Origin of the sequence: Litorerythrobacter xanthomarinus (assembly GCF_046254955.1) — a bacterium.
Taxonomy (GTDB): Bacteria; Pseudomonadota; Alphaproteobacteria; order Sphingomonadales; family Sphingomonadaceae; genus Qipengyuania_C.
This window is the reverse complement of sequence record NZ_JBJXRG010000002.1, coordinates 365324-383447: the sequence shown is the minus strand read 5'-3', so window position 1 is coordinate 383447 and position 18124 is coordinate 365324. Positions and strand designations below refer to the sequence as shown.

Sequence of the window (18124 nt, the reverse complement as noted above, 5' to 3'; positions counted from 1 at the left end):
CCTACAATGTTAGTCAAGGACTCACAAACAGGGAGCCCATTATGAGCGGACGTCATCTCCCCAATCCGATCGACGAGGTCGAATTCAATCGCTTGGTTCGGCGAGTTGCGTGGAAAGATCTCGCGCCGATGAAAACCCGCGACGGCTTGCGCGAATGCCTCCATCCTCTTCCCTGGCTATTCGCAGCTCTGGCTCTTTTTGGCTATGAGCTCTGGCCATTTGCGATCCTTGCCGAATTTATGTTCTTTCTCACGGCCTTGCGGCTCAATCATGAGGCGATTCATCACAATCTTGGATTTGGCGCCGCCGGGCACCGGATGGTTCTGCATGGCCTCAGCTTCGTTATGCTGGGAAGCAATCACAGCGTGGCGTTCAACCATCTCAGGCATCACAAGTTCATCAACACCCCGCAGGATCTTGAGGGTAAGGCCGGAAAAATGAGCTTGCTGCGGGTGCTAGCCTATGGACCAGTCTTTCCGTTCGAATGCCACTGGGCCGCCTTACGCGATGGCGGCCCCTCCTGGCGAAGAAAGGTTGCGATCGATCTTGGTCTAAACCTTATCCTTCCAAGCCTTGCCGTGGCTGCGGGAAGCGCGTTCCTCGCCTGGCATTTCGTCGCCATGCTTGTAGCTCAATGTCTGACCGCATTGTTTGCCGTTTGGATTACCCATCGTGGTTGCGACCATGATGCTCTGGTCGCGCGCAGCCAACGCAACCCGGTAGTCAACGCGGTCAGCTACAACATGTTCTTCCATCTCGAACATCACCTGTTTCCGGGAGTGCCGGTCAAGCGCCTGCCCGCGTTGGCCCGGCGGCTTGATGCTGCGGTTCCCCATCTCAAAGCTGCGCTCAAACCGGTCATCGGTAGCTAGCGCGCGATCCATTGCAGATCGGCGCGGCACCGACTAAGCGCCGCGCGATGACGCACGATGTCCATATTATTGGCGGCGGATTGGCCGGCAGCGAAGCCGCATGGCAATTGGCGGAGCGCGGCATGAAAGTGCGCCTGTCCGAGATGCGCGGCAGCGGGGAGATGACACCCGCTCACCAGACCGAGGGCCTCGCCGAGCTGGTGTGTTCGAACAGCTTCCGCTCGGACGACGACACCAAAAACGCGGTCGGCCTCCTTCATCACGAGATGCGGGGGCTGGGCAGCATCATCATGTCCGCAGGCGAAGTGGCGCGCGTACCTGCTGGTAGTGCAATGGCAGTGGACCGCGATGTATTCTCGGCGGAGATCCAGCGCCGGCTTATCGAACACCCGAACATCACGGTCTTGCGCGAGCGCGTGGACGCCCTCCCCTCGGCGGGCCTGACTATCGTGGCGACCGGGCCTTTGACCGCGCAATCGCTCGCAGACAGTATTGTCAGCGCCACCGGGCAAGAGCGGCTCGCATTCTTCGATGCCATTGCCCCGATCGTTCACCGTGACAGTATCGACATGTCGAAATGCTGGATCCAGAGCCGTTGGAACAAGCGCACCGAAGCGTCGAATGAGGATGGTGACTATATCAATTGCCCGATGACGCAGGAGCAGTACCGCGCGTTCCACCAGGGGCTGATCGACGGCGAGAAGACCGAATTCCGTGAATGGGAAGCCGATACGCCCTATTTCGACGGCTGCATGCCGATCGAGGTGATGGCCGCGCGCGGAGTCGAAACATTGCGTTACGGGCCGATGAAAGGTGTCGGTCTCGATAATCCCTACGACACCAGTGAGGAGCATCCGCAGGGGCGCTGGCCCTATGCGGTGGTGCAGCTGCGGCAGGACAACAAGCTGGGCACGTTGTGGAACATGGTCGGCTTCCAGACCAAGCTAAAATACGGTGCGCAGATCGAACTGTTTCGTACCATTCCGGGACTGGAAAATGCGGAGTTCGCGCGGCTGGGCGGGTTGCATCGCAACACTTTCATCAACTCGCCGTTGGTGCTCGATCGCCAGCTTCGCCTCAAGGGCGGTGAGCATGTCCGCTTCGCTGGTCAGATCACCGGTTGCGAAGGTTATGTTGAATCGAGTGCTGTGGGCTTGATGGCAGGCATGATGGCAGCCGCGGAATTGGCCGGGAGCGACTGGTCCCCTCCGCCGCGTACGTCCGCAATGGGCGCGCTTCTCTCCCACATCACAGGCGATGCCGAGGCGGACACATTCCAGCCCATGAACGTCAATTTCGGGCTCTTCCCGCCGTTGCACGAGGTGAAAAAGAAGCAGCGCAAGGAAGCCTACACCTCGCGCGCCAAGGCTGATTTTGGCGACTGGCTAGCCGCGCTGGATCGAGTCCCCGCGAAGGCGGGGACCTCGTTCGGGATTGCCTGAGGCTCCTGCCTTCGCAGGAGCTCGATAACTAACAATCGCAGCGAGAGCGGTTCGCGGGTCGCTTCGGCGCGGTTGCCGCAAATTCGCGTTGGGTAAGCTCCAGATTGCCGTCTGCATCCGCCTCTTCAAACCGGTTTACCGTCGTCACCGCCCATTCCTCGAACGTGAGCAGATTATTGCCATCCTGATCGAGCTTGCGAAACGCGTCAGTGCGGCTCGAGAGCATCTCGTTCCGAGTGATCCGCAAGTCCCGGTTGCGATCATAGCGGAAGAAGCGGCGCTGCTCGCGCGAAAGCTCGCTGGCTTCGGGTGGTTCGGGGCCTTCGAAATCCGTGATGTCAGCCGAGGGAAGTTCATCGCTTGATGGTGAGACTTCAGCGGGCATTGGCGGGGGAGCGCCCTGCTCGACTTCCGCCCTGCCCTGCCACCAGAACAGGCCGATCCCTACCATCGTCAGCGTCAATACGCCGCCCAGTACCAGTCCGCGCATATGCAACCCTTTCGCGGCGGCAGAATAACCTAGCGACCGAAAATGCCAAGCCGAAGGGCGGCGACGGCTCCCCCGCGCCCAGCCATTAAAATTGGTTCATCACGCAGCGCTGTGCGCCTTGAAAGCCCCGCGAGGACTACCAGTCCGCGCAGCGATTTCGGGAGATTCGGCAAGTCGAGCTTGAGAGTTCTGGCACGGAAAGCACTTCGCTCGCTGGCATCCGAAGCATGGATCGCAGCATCCATGGCAGCCCAAATTGTTGCCGCGTCTGTGGCTCCGCCTACGTAATGGGGAGCGGCCACTTTGGCATGTGCGGCAAATGGTTCTGCGCGGCCCTGGACAAATTTATCGGCTATGTGATCGGGTAGCGGCGGCTCGATCAGCAAGAGCTCCCACGCATCTACCAGCGCGGAAAGCGCGGCTTCCTCGCCGCGCCAACTCTCTCCGATTGCATCCAGCACCGCATCGCCCGTCAGTCGCATTTCGAGCGGCTTGGCGAGTTCGTCGCGCCACCACGCAAGGCGTATCTGCGCCAGCATCGGCTCGGTCGCCTGCGACACGATCCGCGCCAAACGTTGGTCCAATGCAAGCAAGGTCGCGAATGCCAGGCGAAATCGCTGCGGCGTCCAGGCCACTGCGACTTGCTTCTCAGCGGCAAGATCCTCGGTCAGATGGTCAAGATTGACCTCAGTCGACGTAGCACACCTTCTTGGCTGCCTGGACGATCCGCGCGGAGTCGATCAGCGCCAGCTTCTCAAGGTTCGCAGCATAGGGCAGCGGAACGTCTTCGTTGCACACGCGCATGACCGGCGCATCAAGGTCATCGAAGCCGTCCTCCATGCAGATAGCGATCACTTCGGATGCAATCGAGCAAGTCGGCCAGCCCTCTTCGGCGATGACAAGACGATTGGTCTTGGCGAGCGAAGTCAGGATGGCTTCCTTATCGAGTGGGCGTAGCGTGCGCAGGTCGATGATTTCGGCATCAATCCCTTCGCTTGCCAGTTCTTCCGCAGCTTCAAGCGCCAGCCCGACGCCGATCGAATAGCTGACGATCGTAACATCGCTGCCTTCGCGCACGATCCGTGCCTTACCGATCGGCAATACGTAATCGTCGATATCCGGGACTTCGAAGCTGCGTCCGTAAACCAGTTCGTTCTCGAGAAATACGACCGGGTCTTCGGTGCGGATTGCGGCCTTCAAGAGACCTTTGGCATCGGCGCTGTCGTAGGGTGCGATCACAATCAGGCCCGGCACGCTCGCATACCATGGTCCGTAATTCTGGCTGTGCTGAGCGCCAACACGGCTCGCCGCGCCGTTGGGACCGCGGAATACCACCGGACAACGCATCTGGCCGCCCGACATGTAATTGGTCTTGGCCGCTGAATTGATGATGTGATCGATCGCCTGCATGGCGAAGTTGAACGTCATGAACTCGACAATCGGACGCAGGCCGCCCATCGCAGCACCTGTGCCGATGCCGGCGAAACCGTACTCGGTGATCGGGGTGTCGATCACGCGCTTTGGGCCGAATTCGTCGAGCAGGCCCTGGGTGACTTTGTAGGCACCCTGATACTCTGCAACTTCCTCGCCCATCACGAAAACACGTTCGTCGGCGCGCATTTCCTCCGCCATTGCGTCGCGCAAGGCTTCGCGGACAGTTACCGAACTCATGCCGGTCCCTTCGGGTACTTCCGGATCGGCCGGACGAGCCTGGCTCTCTGGCTTGGTGATCTCGGCTTTGCTGGGTTCGCGTCCGACATCCTTGCCCTCGCCCGGAACGTCTTCGACCTCGTCCGAAGCATCAGGAGCTGGTGACGCTTCGACGTCGGATACATCTTCACCGTCTTCTGCCAGCATCGCGATCACGGTGCCGACCGCGACATTCTCGGTGCCTTCAGCCACGAGGATCTTGCCAAGCGTGCCTTCGTCGACCGCTTCGAATTCCATTGTGGCCTTGTCGGTTTCGATCTCGGCGATGATGTCACCAGAGATGATTTCGTCGCCTTCCTGCTTGAGCCACTTGGCGAGTGTGCCTTCTTCCATTGTTGGAGAAAGCGCGGGCATCTTGAGTTCAATTGCCATGGCTCAATACTCCTCCACCAATACATCGGTGTAGAGTTCGCTGGCTTCCGGCTCGGGCGAGTTTTCGGCGAAGTCGGCCGCTTCGGAAACGGTGGCGCGGATGCCCTTGTCGATCGCCTTCAGATCATCCTCGGACTTGCCCTTCTCGATCAGGGTTTTCTTCAGCCCTTCGATCGGATCGTGATGATCTCGCTGTTCCTGCACTTCTTCGCGCGTCCGATACTTCGCGGGGTCGGACATCGAGTGTCCGCGATAGCGATAGGTATTGCACTCCATCAGCACAGGGCCATTGCCCTCGCGCACGTGCTTGAAAGCCAGTTCTGCGGCCTGGCGTACCTCGAGTACGTCCATGCCATTCACTTCCATACCCGGAATGCGAAACGCTGTGCCGCGACGGTAGAAACGGGTTTCTGCCGAGCTGCGCTTGGTCGCCGTGCCCATGGCGTACTGGTTGTCTTCGACCACGAATACGATCGGAAGGTTCCACAGCGCCGCCATGTTGAAGGTCTCGTAGACCTGGCCCTGGTTCGCCGCACCGTCCCCGAAATAGGCGAGGCAGATACCGCCATCTTCGTTGTACTTGTGCGCGAGAGCGAGACCGCCGCCAAGTGCTACCTGCGCGCCGACAATTCCGTGTCCGCCGTAAAATTTATGCTCGGTGCTGAACATGTGCATCGAGCCGCCCTTGCCTTTCGAGATACCGGCTTGGCGCCCCGTCAGTTCGGCCATGATAACTTTCGGATCGATGCCATAGGCGAGCATGTGGCCGTGATCGCGGTAACCGGTGATCACGCTATCCTTGTCATTGTCGAGCGCGGACTGAAGCCCGATTGCAACCGCTTCCTGACCGATATAAAGGTGACAGAATCCGCCGATGAGGCCGAGACCATAGAGCTGGCCCGCCTTTTCCTCGAAGCGGCGGATAAGCAGCATCTGCTCATAAAAAGCGAGCATCTGCTCTTCGCTGGCATCAAAGCGACGGTTCTTGTCGTATTCTTCCTGGAGGCTGTGCAGGACGAAATCGCTATCATCGCTCGCAGCACTCTTGCTCTTCGCTTTGCGCGTTTTGGCGGTCTTGGCCAAAGCGGGCTCCTTGGGTTTGTGTGAGGCCTGGGGAGGCGGAAATTCAAAAGGGCTATAATCGCATGAACGCTATCAGCGCAATTAAATCAGCCTTGTGTGCAATCAATTTGCGCTAGTGCAGCGCGAACTTGCGCCTGGGTGCTATTCGGGCTGCGGTTCCAGCGCGATAACCACTTCGTCGGGATGGACGAAATTGAGGTTGCCGCGCAGCAACTCGCCGACAAGATCGGGGTCTGCATTGTTCGGATCGAGCAAGGCGACGCGGTTCTTGAGTGCGGCCCGCTGCTCTTCAAGCACGGCAATCTGGCTATTGCGCTGGTCAAGAAGGCGCAGGTTTTCGCTCCACGCCAGAAGACCGGCAGGGCCGGCAATTGCCAACCCGCCCATCAGCAGCAGCAGTCCAAGCGCGGCAAACTGCACGCGTTTTTCCCGCCCGGTACTAAAAGTATGTCCCTCTCGCGTCACGAATCCGTTTGAATCATGGTTAACGCCGGAAAGCAAGTGATTCTGCGCTGGAATCAGTAAGAACGCGGCAATCCGAGCACGTGTTCGGCCAGGTAGCTAAGGATCAAGTTGGTCGAGATCGGCGCGACCGTATAAAGCCGAGCTTCGCGGAATTTCCGCTCGACATCGTATTCCTCAGCAAACCCGAAGCCGCCATGCGTTTGCACGCACATATCTGCCGCCGCCCAGCTCGCTTCGCTGGCGAGCAGCTTGGCCATGTTGGCTTCCTCGCCCGGATTGCCGCCTTCATCGTAAACCTGCGCTGCGTGATGCACCATCAATTCGGCGGCGCGCATCTGGGCATAGCAGCGCGCGATCGGGAACTGCACGCCCTGGTTCTGGCCGATCGGGCGTTTGAAAACGCTGCGATCCTTTGAGTATTCCACCGCCTTCTCGATGAACCACTTGGCATCCCCAATGCATTCGGCGGCGATCAACACGCGCTCTGCGTTCATGCCGGAGAGGATGTAGCGGAAGCCCTTCCCCTCCTCGCCTATCAATGCCGATGCTGGAATGCGCAGGTCATCGAAGAACACCTCGGTGGTGGAGTGATTCATCATTGTGCGGATCGGCTTGATCGTCATTCCGCCGGCCTCGCGCGCGGCGCGCATATCCACGAGGAAGATTGAGAGGCCTTCGGTCTTGCTCGCGGCTTCCTCTCGCGGGGTTGTTCGCGCGAGCAGCAACATGAGATCGGAATATTCCGCCCTGCTCGTCCAGATTTTCTGCCCGTTGATGACGTATTCATCGCCGTCGCGCACGGCGCGGGTCTTGAGCGAAAGGGTGTCGGTGCCGCTGGTCGGCTCGGATACGCCGAAGGCCTGCAAGCGTAATTCGCCGCTGGCGATCTTGGGAAGGTATTCGGCCTTCTGCTCTTCGCTGCCATAGCGCAGGAGCGTGTTCATGATGTACATCTGCGCATGCGCCGAAGCGCCGTTGCAGCCCTGCGCCTGGATTTCTTCCATGATCACGGCTGCCGCATCGAGATTGAGACCGCTTCCGCCGAACTCTTCGGGGATCAACGCAGCGAGGAAGCCGGACTTGGTCAGCGCATCGACGAATTCCGACGGATACTCACGCTCGCGGTCCTTCTCGCGCCAATACTCGCCCGGAAAGTCCGCACACAGCGAAGCGACAGCGCGGCGGATCTCCGCCAGTTCTTCATTCTCGCTCATGAAATCTATCTACCGGTATCGAGGAAATCGGTGGCCGAGAAACCTTCGGGTGCCGCCACTTCGACAATCGGGTCATCGCGATCATCAAATTCGGTGCGCAGCGCCTTACTCATCACCGCATGCATGTCATAGAGGCAGGTGATATAGGTAAGTTCAAGTATCTCGACCTCGGAGAATTCGGCCTTGAGCTGCGCGAACAGTTCATCGGGCACTCGTCCGCGATGCGTGACCAGCCTGTCGGCATAGGCCAGCACCATGCGCTCGCGTCCGCCAAAACAATCGGCGGTCTGCCAGCTTGGAATTGCGGCAATCTTCTCCTCGGAAACGCCTAGCCCGCGCAGGCTTTTGCAATGCTGCGAGAATACAAACTGGCTCCCGGTGGCATACCCGGCCCAGGTCTGGCCCAGCTCGCGCAGCACCGGATCGAGTTCGCGATCAGGGCTGCGATAATAGGCGAAGCCCTGCGCGGCATGCTTGAGCGTGTCGGGCGAATTGGCGAAGACAGTCCACCAGTCGCCTGGAGTGCCCGTGTCGGTGCCCGGATCGGCAACGGGATCGCGCTCGCCGAACAGCAGATTGTACAGCGGCAGGGCAACATCCTTGTCCGCTTCGTCGCGGGGTACTTCGCGTAGTCTTGGCATCGGTTCAGGCCTCTATCGTTGCCGGTTCGTGGGCGACGTCATCCGGTCCGAATTCCTTAGTTGTCGCGGCAAACTCCAGCATGATCCCATTGGGATCGGTGAAATAAACCGATCGGACGAATACGCCGTCATGGTTTTCCTGCGCCACGCCGCCGGGGCTGTCATCATGGTTGACCACGACAGGCGTGTGCGGAACCCCGGCCTCCTTCAGCCGCTCGATCGTCGCCTCGAGTTCAGCCTCCTCCATGTCGAAAGCCAAGTGGTTCATCGAGCCCACCGCCGTCTTTGCATCCATCGGAAAATGTTTGACCGAGGCGATGCCGGGTGCTGGTGCCGGTGCGTCCTTCCACCAGAAAAATGCGACGCTCGCCCCGCCGCCGCAATCGAAGAAGAAGTGTTGCCCGCCATCGGGCAGCTGGACGGTCTTGAACAGCGGCATCCTGAGCACTTCAGTATAGAACTGGACGGTTTCCTTCATATCACGGCAGACGAGCGCGATGTGATTGATACCTTTCGTCTTGATCATCGATGTCTCCCTTGAAGCCATCATGCACAGTTCGCGAGTGGTGAACAATGGACAGTTGTCATGGAACCTGTGCCCATGCGACTCGCTTTACAAATAGGCGCCTCGTCTCTATATAGTTTCATTAGAAACTACCTTGCGAAAGAGTGATCGATTATGCCCGACCTGTTCGAAAATCCCGCCGGTCTCGACGGCTTCGAGTTTGTCGAATTTTGTGCGCCCGAAAAGGGCCAGCTTGAACCGGTGTTCCAGGCTATGGGATTCACCCATGTCGCGACACATCGTTCCAAGGACGTGCATCTGTGGCGTCAAGGAGCGATCAACTTGATTGCCAACTATGAACCGAAAAGCGCAGCCTGGTATTTTGCGCGCGAACATGGTCCCTCGGCCTGCGGCATGGCCTTCCGCGTGCGCGACGCCCAAAAGGCCTGGGATCACCTGATGGACCAAGGCGCAGAGCCTGTGCGAAACGAACCGGGCCCCATGGAGCTGCGCATCCCGGCTATTCGTGGAATTGGCGGCGCGATCCTCTATCTTGTCGACCGCTACGAGGACGAAGACGGTGAAGGTCTATCGATCTACGAGATCGATTTTGAATACCTGCCCGGCGTCGAGAAACATCCCGAAGGCGCCGGTTTCAAACTGATCGATCACCTCACGCACAACGTCTACACCGGGCGGATGAAGTATTGGGCGGACTATTATGAAACGCTCTTCAACTTCCAGGAAATCCGCTTCTTCGACATCAAAGGCGAATATACCGGACTCACTTCCAAGGCGCTCACCGCGCCCGATGGGAAGATCCGTATCCCGCTCAATGAGGAAGGCGAAGGCGGCAAGGGCCAGATCGAAGAGTTCCTGCGCGAATTCAACGGCGAAGGCATCCAGCACATTGCCCTCATCTGCGATGACCTCCCTGCATGCTGGGACCGGCTCAAGGAATTCGGCGTCCCCTTCATGACCGCACCGCCCGAAACCTACTATGAAATGCTGGGCGAACGCCTGCCCGGCCACGGCGAGAACGTGGACGAACTCAAGGTGCGCGGTATCCTGCTAGATGGCACGACCGAGGGGGGACAGCCTCGCCTCCTGCTGCAGATCTTTGCCGAGGCACAGGTGGGGCCCGTCTTCTTCGAGTTTATCCAGCGCAAAGGCGATGAAGGCTTCGGCGAAGGCAACTTCAAGGCACTGTTCGAAAGCATGGAACGTGACCAGATCAAGCGCGGCGTACTCGAAGTGGAAGACAAGGAGCCGGCCGAATGAGCGCGGTCAAGCCATCAGGGATCCATCACGCCGCTTATCGCTGCAAAGATGCGAAAGAGACGGTCGAATGGTACGGGCGTGTGCTGGGCATGGAGTACACCACCGCCTTTGCCGAAGATCATGTCCCTTCGACGGGCGAATATGATCCCTACATGCATGTCTTCCTTGACGCTGGGAACGGTAATGTACTCGCCTTCTTCGAACTGCCCAACCAGCCCGACATGGGCCGCGATGAAAACACCCCGCAATGGGTGCAGCATCTCGCTTTCCGTGTCGGGAGCGAAGAAGAACTGCTGGCCGCAAAGACTCATGTCGAAAGCGAAGGGATCGACGTGCTAGGCCCCACGCACCACGGCATTTTCAAGTCGATCTACTTCTTCGACCCGAACGGCCATCGGGTGGAGCTGGCAGCCGATATCGGTACGGACGAGCAGTATGCCGAACTCAAGCGAGTCGCACCGATGATGCTCGACGAGTGGAGCGAGACCAAGAAGGCTCCGCGTCACGCCGATTGGCTGCACGAAATCGCTCGCCAGGAGCATGGAAGCGCCTGATCGGAACATTCTGCATGGTTCCTTCGTTATGACGCAAACGAGGGGTATCAATGCAAGCCGATAACACGACGCCCGCGGGCGAAACATACGACCAGAATGTAGACACGATGGCCACGCTGACCGATCAGCTGGTCGATATGGGAGAAGGCTTTATCCGTGCCCTCCCCGGTATGGCGATCGCGCTGGTCATCCTGTTCATTACCTGGCTTGTGGCAAAGCTTGCCGTTCGTTTCGTCAAGCGCGTCACCGAAAAGACCGATTTTCGCGAAAGCCTCGAAAAGCTTGCTGTGACGATCGTTAAGCTGGCGGTCTGGCTTGTCGGGATCATGATTGCAGCAATTGTGGTGATGCCCGGCCTGACGCCCGGCAGCCTGATCGCGGGCCTTGGTATTGGCGCCGTTGCAATCGGCTTTGCCTTTCAGGACATCTTCGAGAATTTCCTCGCCGGCGTGCTGATCATGCTGCGCGAGAAGATGCGGATCGGCGACGTGATCGAATGCGAAGGCATCAAGGGCAAGGTTGAACATATCACCTTGCGCGAGACTTATGTACGCGACATGTCGGGCGAAGTGACGCTCGTCCCCAACGCCATGTTGTTCAAGAATCCTGTCGAAATCCTGACCGACCAGAGCCAGCGCCGGCACGATGTGGTGGCTGGCGTTTCATACGATACTGACCTCGATCATGCTGCAGATGTCATTCGCCAGGCTGTCGAGAGCGTCGACCTGGTCGACAAGGCCAAGGGCATCGATATTTTTGCTTCGGAATTCGGCGCGAGCTCGGTCAATTTCAACGTGCGCTGGTGGGCCGGTTCGAAGCCGCGTGACATGCACGAAAGCCGCGACAAAGTGATCCGCGCCATCAAACGCGCGTTGGATGACGCGGGGATCGAAATCCCCTTCCCCTACATCACGCACACGTTCAAGGAACCGGTACCGATCGACAAATAACCGGGTGTGGCAATTGGGTTTTGACATGCTACTCATCTCGCAAGGGAGAAGAGAATCATGCAAATCCTGTCCTACGATCCGAAGCGTTTCGCGGACCTTCCGGACTATCCGTTCTTTGAGAACTGGTCCGAGATCGATCTCGGCGATGGTCACATGGGACGAATGCATTATCTCGACGAAGGGGCGAAGGACGCTCCGCCGGTGCTGCTCTTCCACGGCGAGCCAAGCTGGAGCTTCCTCTATCGCAAGATGATCCCGATCCTGCTCGATGCTGGCTTTCGCTGCCTCGCGCCCGACCTGATTGGCTTCGGCAAGAGCGACAAACCCGATGATCCTTCGTTCTATAACTATGCCCGGCATGTCGATTGGCTGAAGCAGTGGCGTAACGCTGTTGTGCCGCAAGATGCGGCGCTGTTCTGCCAGGATTGGGGCGGCCTGCTGGGTCTGCGCATGGTAGGCGATGAGCCGGATCGCTTTTCCTGCGTCGTCGCCAGTAATACTTTCCTACCCACAGGCGGAACCCCTTCCCCCGCATTTCTGATGTGGCGAGAGTTTGCCAAGTCCAGTCCTGAGTTTGCAATCGGGGAATTGCTCCAGCGCGCCACGCAGTCCGAACGAAGCGCTGCCGAAATTGCAGCCTACGATGCACCGTTTCCTGACGAGCCAAGCAAGGCCGGAGCCCGGGCGTTTCCACAGCTGGTCCCGGTCGAGGATGGCATGGATGGGATCGAGGAGAACAAAGCCGCCTGGGAAGGTTTGGCAGCCTATGACAAGCCATTTCTGACGCTTTTTGGCGAAGACGATCCGGTGACCGGCGGGCTCGGCGATCAACTATCTGGCCGTATCAAGGGCGCTGAAGGACAGCCTCACGCCATGCTGAGCGATTGCGGCCACTTCAGTCAGGAAGATCGCCCGCAGGAATTGGCTCAAGGCGTAATCGATATGGCCCACAAGGCCGGATTCCTCGCTTGAGCCAAGCCACCACGAACCACCGCGGCTATCTTTCCCGATCGCAGGAACTCGCGCTCGCGTTTGCGACGGGCGTTACCATTGCCAATGCCTACTACATCCACCCGATCATTGCCGAGGTCGCGCGCACTTTCGATGTCAGCGACGCCCAAATCGGGATTGTTCCGGCCCTGAATCAGGTGGCGCTTGCCCTCGGGATCCTGCTTTTGCTGCCGCTCGGGGATCGCTACTCGAATCGCTCGCTTTCGATAGGATTTGTGGCGCTGCAAAGCCTCGCCATGCTGGGGATGGCATTCTCTGATAATCTGGTGCCATTCACGATCGCCTCGACCATGCTGGGTTTTGTGACGATCGCACCCTACCTTTTCCCCGCTTTCGCCTCGAAGCGTGTCGCGCCTGAACGGTTGGGCGAGGTCACCGCGCTGCTCACCGCCGGGACGGTATTCGGCATATTGATCGCCCGCGTGGGTGCAGGAGTGGTCGCAGAGCATTTCGGTTGGCGAACGGTCTACTGGATCGCAGCGGGCATCATGATCGCGACGACCCTGATCCTGCCGCGCATCATGCAGACCGGCACGATCAGCGAGAAGCGCTCGACCACGGCTTACTTTCCGCTGCTGGCTTCGGTGTTCGTCATTGCGCGCCAGCACAAGGACGTGCTGCTTTCTGCTACTATCCAGGCGCTGAACTTCGGGTCGTTTATTGCGGTCTGGCTCGCCTTGGCATTGTACCTGACAAGCCCGCCGCTAAATTACGGTGTCGATGTCGTCGGCTACCTCGCCGGGATCGCAGCAGTCAGCGTCTTCTGCACGCCGCGGATCGGGAAATGGGCGGACCGTGTGGGAGCAAGGCGTGCGCGCCTCTACATGTCGCTGATCCAGCTGTTTGGTGTGGCCCTCTTTTACCCGCTCGGATCAAGTGCGCTCCTGCTGGTCATCCCGCTGGCGTTGGTTGCGGCCGTAGGCCCATCGGTCGATGTCACGGGGAGAATGCTCTTTCTCTCGCTGGAACCGGAGCTGCGGACACGCCTGACCACTATCTACATCGTGATCATGTTCATTGGCGGCGGCGTAGGAAGTATTCTCGCGACTTCGGTCTACGATATCGGAGGCTGGCCAGCGACCTGTGCCCTAGTCGGCGCAGCTTCGCTCGTCATTGTCGGATTGTCTTACTGGAGTGTGCGCAAGCACTCGTCCTGAAGTAACGTGGTGCGCCCGACAGGATTCGAACCTGTGGCCCCCAGATTAGGAATCTGGTGCTCTATCCGACTGAGCTACGGGCGCCCGCTGATGCCCATAGGCAAGCGAAACACCGGAGACAATCGCCTCAGTTCAAATCTTCGGGCGGAGTGAACGGCGTCAGCAAGGGCGCGAGAGGAACGCCCTCCTCAAGCAATTCTTTGGCTTCCTTGAGCGTAGCCTTGCCGTGGATCGCTTCGAGATCCTTATCGCCATAATGCATCGCGCGCGATTCTTCGGCGAAACCGTCACCAACATACCGGCTTTCCTTCAGAGCTTTTGCCTGGGCCTGGGCGAGCGCTTGCATGGCCTTCTGGACCTCTGGCGGAATACTGCCGCCAGAAAGTGGCCTATCAGGTGCTTTCTCCATCGCTGCTGGTTCACTGCGCTGGTTGCCCTTCACGGGAACGGCCGGAGCCATTGGCGCCTTGGTTACCGCGGTGGAGCCACACTCGGCACACACCACCAGCCCGCGATCATTCTGCGATGCAAAGTCTTCGGACGAGCGGAACCAGCACTCGAAACGGTGCCCTTGGTCACAGGAAAGGTCGAATACGATCATTGCGGCGCGCTATTTGGGGATTTCGCGCTTGTTGGCAAGGCTCGGGAGTTGAGCGCGAACCTCGGCGATGCGGCCAAGATCGATGTCAACGAAGGCCAGCCCTGCTTCCTCGCCGCCCATATCCAGCAGCACTTCGCCCCATGGATCGATCACCAGTGAGTGGCCATAGGTCTTGCGTCCGTCTTCGTGTTCGCCGACCTGCGCCGCAGCAACCACAAACGCGCTGGATTCGATCGCACGTGCCCGCATCATGACGTGCCAGTGATCGCGACCGGTGGGCACGGTAAAGGCAGCCGGAATGGCGATGACGTCACATTTCCGTCTGCCGAGTTCTTCGAACAGCGCCGGAAAGCGAACATCGTAACAGACTGTGAGACCGAGTCTGAATATCTCGTCTTCATCGCCATCTTTGGTCATTCGTGTAACTGTAATGTCTTCTGAGAACACACGATTTCCAGCGAGATAAGCGTTGGATTCACGCCAAGACTCTCCGGTTACCAAATCAACGTCGAACATATGTATCTTATCATAAGTTTGGGGTGCCTCACCTGACGGCCAGAAGAGCATCGAACGATTTGCCCAAAGCTTGCGATCAGTGGCTACCGGCATTGACCCTAAGGCAATGTACAGTTCTGTCTCTTCGGCCAGGTTTGAGAGCATCTTGACATAACGTGACTCGGTCTCGGACATGACATGTTCGGCTGCTCGCTTACGGTTGCGATCCAAAAGCAACGACATCTCTGGAGTGAATAGAATTTCTGCCCCGCCCTCCTGTGCGGAAAAGGCAGCGTCACGGATCGTCTCAAAGTTTACCCAAGGATCGATCCCCGAAGTCATCTGAAGGACGGCAATTTTTGGCACGAACCGGTCCTTAGCCTGCTAGCAAAACGTCAAGCTTGCCTTCGCGCTCCAGCGCAGCAAGCTCGTCCGATCCGCCGACATAGGTGTCTCCGATGAAAATCTGGGGCACTGTTCGCGCATTGGGCGCGCGCTGCAGCATTTCATCGCGTTTCGGACCGCCCATCGTGATATCGAATTCATTATATTCCACGCCCTTGCTATCGAGCAGATGTTTCGCCCTGTAGCAGAATCCGCAGCCGAATTTGGTATAGATATCAATGGTTGGGTGCGACATTTTGATCCTTATTCTTGCTGTCCGCAGGGGCTTGAAGCCGAGCGGGGATTTCCTATCTCATTTGCACGCTGCACGCCATCTCGGGTGCAGCTTTAGCCGGATGCCGGTCTCGAGCCGGGTCCATACATGTAATGAATTGCTCAAGTGAGGATTTGTTTCGATGAATCGTTTTGATTTTACCCCCTATCGCCGCAGCACCGTAGGCTTTGATCGCCTGTTTGACCTGCTGGAATCCCAGTCACGTGCTTCTGGCGGCGACAATTACCCTCCTTTCAACATCGAGCGCCGCGGTGAAGACGAGTATCGCATCACCGTAGCCGTTGCCGGTTTCAAGCCTGGCGACCTCGATATCACAGCGCAGCAGAACCTGCTGACGATCCAGGGCAAGAAGCGCGACGAACTCAACGAAGGCGAAATGCTGCACGTAGGCATCGCCAACCGTGGTTTCGAGCGCCGCTTCGAGCTGGCGGACTATGTTCGGGTTTCCGATGCGAACCTCAACGATGGCCTCCTTGTGATCGACCTCGTGCGCGAAGTGCCGGATGCGATGAAACCAAAGAAGGTCTCGATCAACGGACAGCCAGCGCTCGAAGTGATCGAAACGAAAACCGATAAGGGTGACCAGGCCGCGGACGCCGCCTGATCTAACTCTTTATGCCTAATTAAAGATAGTGGGGGCGGATCTTGCGATCCGCCCCCGCGACGCATGGCGCCGCCATGTCCGAATTTGACCGCCCGGGTCGCAGAAGACGATCAATTCCGGGACATTCCCGGTGCTTCAATTTGGAAGCTCCCCCACCCTGGGGACTCAATGGGCCCCAATGCAAATTCTTACCTGCCTCATTTTCATAGAAAAATAAAGCCTCGGTAAATCGACATGCTTAATACATTTACTTTTGCTGCCGATCCGAAGGTCCCTGATAGTCAGACGAGACGCGATTGCTCGAGCGCTGCAGCAACGAACCCTGCGAACAACGGGTGCGGATCGAAAGGTTTGCTCTTGAGCTCCGGGTGGAATTGGACCCCCACGAACCAGGGATGATCCGGCCGTTCGACCGTTTCCGGCAGCAGCCCATCGGGTGACCATCCCGAGAACAGCAAGCCATTTTCCTCGATAGGCTCGCGATAGGCGGCGTTGACTTCATAGCGATGACGGTGCCGCTCGGAGATAGTTTTCGCGCCGCCGTAAATGGCGCTGATGTGGCTGTTACCGTCCAGCATGGCATCGTACGCACCCAGGCGCATCGTTCCGCCCAGATCGCCGCCTGCTTCGCGCTGCTGCAATCCTTCTTCGCTCATCCACTCGGTGATGATGCCGACCACGGGTTCCTTTGTTTCGCCGAACTCAGTGGATGATGCCTCGCTGATTCCAGCGGACTGCGCTGCCTCGATGCAGGCCATCTGCATACCCAGGCAGATACCGAAGAACGGGACCTTGCGGTCCTTGGCAAAGCGCACCGAAGCGATCTTGCCTTCGGAACCGCGCTCGCCAAAGCCTCCCGGCACAAGAATGCCGTGCAGCGGTTCGAGCTGCGCCGCTATATCCGATTCCTCGCCTTCGAAGATTTCCGCGTCGATCCATTCAATGTTGACCTTCACCCGGTTGGCGAGGCCCCCATGCACCAGCGCTTCGTTGAGCGATTTGTAGGCATCCTGCAGACCGACATACTTGCCGACGACGCCGATCGTCACTTCGCCCTCCGGGTTGAAATAGCGGTCTTCCACGTCCTGCCAGCGCGAGAGATCTGGTTCGGGCGCATCGGTGATGCCGAACGAGCGCAAGACCTGCTCGTCGAGGCCTTCTTCGTGATATTGTGTCGGGACCGAGTAAATCGAGCGCGCATCGAGTGCCGGTATCACTGCTTCGGGCCGCACGTTACAGAACTGTGCGATCTTCCTTCGCTCACCGTCGGGCAACGGGTGTTCAGTGCGGCAAAGCAGCACATCGGGCTTGATCCCGAGCGCGGCTAGTTCGCGAACCGAATGCTGCGTCGGCTTGGTCTTTAGTTCACCCGCAGCCGCGATGAACGGGACAAGTGTAACGTGCACCGAAAGCGTTTGCTGCGGCTCCAGCTCGTTGCGCAGCTGGCGGATGGCTTCCATGAAAGGCAGGGATTCGATGTCGCCAACTGTGCCGCCAATCTCGCACAAAACAAAATCGAGGTCGTCGACTTCGGACACAGCGAATTTCTTGATCTCGTCGGTGACGTGCGGGATCACCTGCACAGTCGCGCCGAGATAATCTCCGCGCCGTTCGCGCTGGATGATGTTCTGGTAGACCCGGCCTGAAGTGATATTGTCGCTCTGCCGCGCTGAAACGCCGGTAAAGCGCTCGTAATGGCCGAGATCGAGATCAGTCTCGGCCCCGTCATCCGTCACATAGACTTCGCCGTGCTGATAGGGACTCATCGTCCCTGGATCGACGTTGAGATAAGGGTCGAATTTCCGGATGCGGACTTTGTATCCACGCGCCTGAAGGAGGGCAGCGAGACTGGCTGCCATAAGCCCTTTGCCAAGCGATGAGACCACGCCGCCGGTGATAAAAATGAACCGCGCCATGGGAGTTGAGCCCTAGGCCCCGAAATGGATTCGTGGCAAGCGCGAAATGACGCGTTCGAACGCACCATCCACAATTACATTG

General features: G+C 58.5%; 20 protein-coding genes and 1 tRNA gene. 8 read left to right on the top strand and 13 right to left on the bottom strand.

Translation table 11 applies throughout. The annotated features are described in order from the left end of the window. Nucleotides 1–41 precede the first annotated feature (41 nt). Nucleotides 42–872 carry a fatty acid desaturase family protein gene (locus tag ACEWMW_RS11135; RefSeq protein ID WP_409414002.1) on the top strand — a complete coding sequence of 277 codons (831 nt, stop codon included), beginning with the start codon at nt 42–44 and terminating at the stop codon, nt 870–872. A 47-nt stretch (nt 873–919) separates the two neighbouring features. After that, nucleotides 920–2314, top strand: a complete 1395-nt coding sequence (trmFO, locus tag ACEWMW_RS11130; protein ID WP_409414001.1) for a methylenetetrahydrofolate--tRNA-(uracil(54)-C(5))-methyltransferase (FADH(2)-oxidizing) TrmFO — start codon at nt 920–922, stop codon at nt 2312–2314. A gap of 28 nt (nt 2315–2342) precedes the next feature. Here trmFO and ACEWMW_RS11125 read toward each other — a convergent pair whose 3' ends face one another. From ACEWMW_RS11125 to ACEWMW_RS11090, 8 genes are all read right to left on the bottom strand, one after another. Further along, nucleotides 2343–2804 carry an EF-hand domain-containing protein gene (locus tag ACEWMW_RS11125; protein ID WP_409414000.1) on the bottom strand — a complete coding sequence of 154 codons (462 nt, stop codon included), beginning with the start codon at nt 2802–2804 and terminating at the stop codon, nt 2343–2345. Between the two features lie 29 nt (nt 2805–2833). Continuing rightward, nucleotides 2834–3439: a hypothetical protein gene (locus ACEWMW_RS11120; RefSeq protein WP_409413999.1), complete on the bottom strand. Its 606-nt coding sequence runs from the start codon at nt 3437–3439 to the stop codon at nt 2834–2836. A 52-nt stretch (nt 3440–3491) separates the two neighbouring features. Continuing rightward, on the bottom strand, nt 3492–4886 hold the full coding sequence (locus tag ACEWMW_RS11115; protein ID WP_409413998.1) for a pyruvate dehydrogenase complex E1 component subunit beta: 1395 nt from the start codon (nt 4884–4886) through the stop codon (nt 3492–3494). 3 nt (nt 4887–4889) lie between these two features. Next, nucleotides 4890–5969 carry a pyruvate dehydrogenase (acetyl-transferring) E1 component subunit alpha gene (gene pdhA / locus ACEWMW_RS11110; protein ID WP_409413997.1) on the bottom strand — a complete coding sequence of 360 codons (1080 nt, stop codon included), beginning with the start codon at nt 5967–5969 and terminating at the stop codon, nt 4890–4892. A 141-nt stretch (nt 5970–6110) separates the two neighbouring features. Next, nucleotides 6111–6389: an FtsB family cell division protein gene (locus tag ACEWMW_RS11105; protein WP_409413996.1), complete on the bottom strand. Its 279-nt coding sequence runs from the start codon at nt 6387–6389 to the stop codon at nt 6111–6113. Between the two features lie 98 nt (nt 6390–6487). Continuing rightward, nucleotides 6488–7648 carry an acyl-CoA dehydrogenase family protein gene (locus ACEWMW_RS11100; RefSeq protein WP_409413995.1) on the bottom strand — a complete coding sequence of 387 codons (1161 nt, stop codon included), beginning with the start codon at nt 7646–7648 and terminating at the stop codon, nt 6488–6490. Nucleotides 7649–7653: 5 nt separating this feature from the next. Continuing rightward, nucleotides 7654–8289, bottom strand: a complete 636-nt coding sequence (locus tag ACEWMW_RS11095) for a carboxymuconolactone decarboxylase family protein (protein ID WP_409413994.1) — start codon at nt 8287–8289, stop codon at nt 7654–7656. A 4-nt stretch (nt 8290–8293) separates the two neighbouring features. Beyond that, nucleotides 8294–8815: a VOC family protein gene (locus ACEWMW_RS11090; protein WP_409413993.1), complete on the bottom strand. Its 522-nt coding sequence runs from the start codon at nt 8813–8815 to the stop codon at nt 8294–8296. A gap of 153 nt (nt 8816–8968) precedes the next feature. On the opposite strand from ACEWMW_RS11090, the gene hppD reads away from it, so the two are divergent. Genes hppD through ACEWMW_RS11065 form a run of 5 tightly spaced genes read left to right on the top strand, consistent with a single transcriptional unit; the run spans nt 8969 to nt 13747 of the window. Next, nucleotides 8969–10075: a 4-hydroxyphenylpyruvate dioxygenase gene (gene hppD, locus ACEWMW_RS11085; RefSeq protein WP_409413992.1), complete on the top strand. Its 1107-nt coding sequence runs from the start codon at nt 8969–8971 to the stop codon at nt 10073–10075. Beyond that, nucleotides 10072–10629 (top strand): VOC family protein, encoded by a 558-nt coding sequence (locus tag ACEWMW_RS11080; RefSeq protein ID WP_409413991.1) that lies wholly within the window; start codon nt 10072–10074, stop codon nt 10627–10629. The genes hppD and ACEWMW_RS11080 overlap by 4 nt, the downstream gene beginning before the upstream one ends. Nucleotides 10630–10679: 50 nt before the next feature. Continuing rightward, entirely contained in the window at nt 10680–11579 is a 900-nt protein-coding gene (locus ACEWMW_RS11075; protein WP_409413990.1) for a mechanosensitive ion channel family protein, read from the top strand. 57 nt (nt 11580–11636) lie between these two features. Beyond that, on the top strand, nt 11637–12551 hold the full coding sequence (locus ACEWMW_RS11070; protein ID WP_409413989.1) for a haloalkane dehalogenase: 915 nt from the start codon (nt 11637–11639) through the stop codon (nt 12549–12551). Beyond that, a complete protein-coding gene (locus ACEWMW_RS11065; RefSeq protein WP_409413988.1) occupies nt 12548–13747 on the top strand; it encodes an MFS transporter in 1200 nt (399 codons plus the stop codon). Before ACEWMW_RS11070 ends, ACEWMW_RS11065 begins: the two co-directional genes overlap by 4 nt. 7 nt (nt 13748–13754) lie before the next feature. On the opposite strand, the gene ACEWMW_RS11060 is transcribed toward ACEWMW_RS11065, so the two are convergent. The 4 genes from ACEWMW_RS11060 to grxC form a co-directional block, all read right to left on the bottom strand. Beyond that, a tRNA-Arg gene (locus ACEWMW_RS11060) sits at nt 13755–13831 on the bottom strand. Nucleotides 13832–13874: 43 nt separating this feature from the next. Further along, a complete protein-coding gene (locus tag ACEWMW_RS11055; protein WP_409413987.1) occupies nt 13875–14348 on the bottom strand; it encodes a DUF1178 family protein in 474 nt (157 codons plus the stop codon). A 9-nt stretch (nt 14349–14357) separates the two neighbouring features. Continuing rightward, complete coding sequence (locus ACEWMW_RS11050; protein WP_409413986.1) at nt 14358–15209, bottom strand: carbon-nitrogen hydrolase family protein; 852 nt, start codon at nt 15207–15209, stop codon at nt 14358–14360. Nucleotides 15210–15219: 10 nt separating this feature from the next. Further along, the gene (grxC, locus tag ACEWMW_RS11045; RefSeq protein WP_409413985.1) at nt 15220–15483 is read right to left on the bottom strand and encodes a glutaredoxin 3; all 264 of its coding nucleotides are present in this window, start codon (nt 15481–15483) and stop codon (nt 15220–15222) included. Between the two features lie 160 nt (nt 15484–15643). Between grxC and ACEWMW_RS11040 the strand changes: the two genes are divergently transcribed. Beyond that, a complete protein-coding gene (locus ACEWMW_RS11040) occupies nt 15644–16126 on the top strand; it encodes an Hsp20 family protein (RefSeq protein ID WP_409413984.1) in 483 nt (160 codons plus the stop codon). A 281-nt stretch (nt 16127–16407) separates the two neighbouring features. Here ACEWMW_RS11040 and ACEWMW_RS11035 read toward each other — a convergent pair whose 3' ends face one another. Then, the gene (locus ACEWMW_RS11035) at nt 16408–18042 is read right to left on the bottom strand and encodes a CTP synthase (protein WP_409413983.1); all 1635 of its coding nucleotides are present in this window, start codon (nt 18040–18042) and stop codon (nt 16408–16410) included. Nucleotides 18043–18124: the final 82 nt, after the last annotated feature.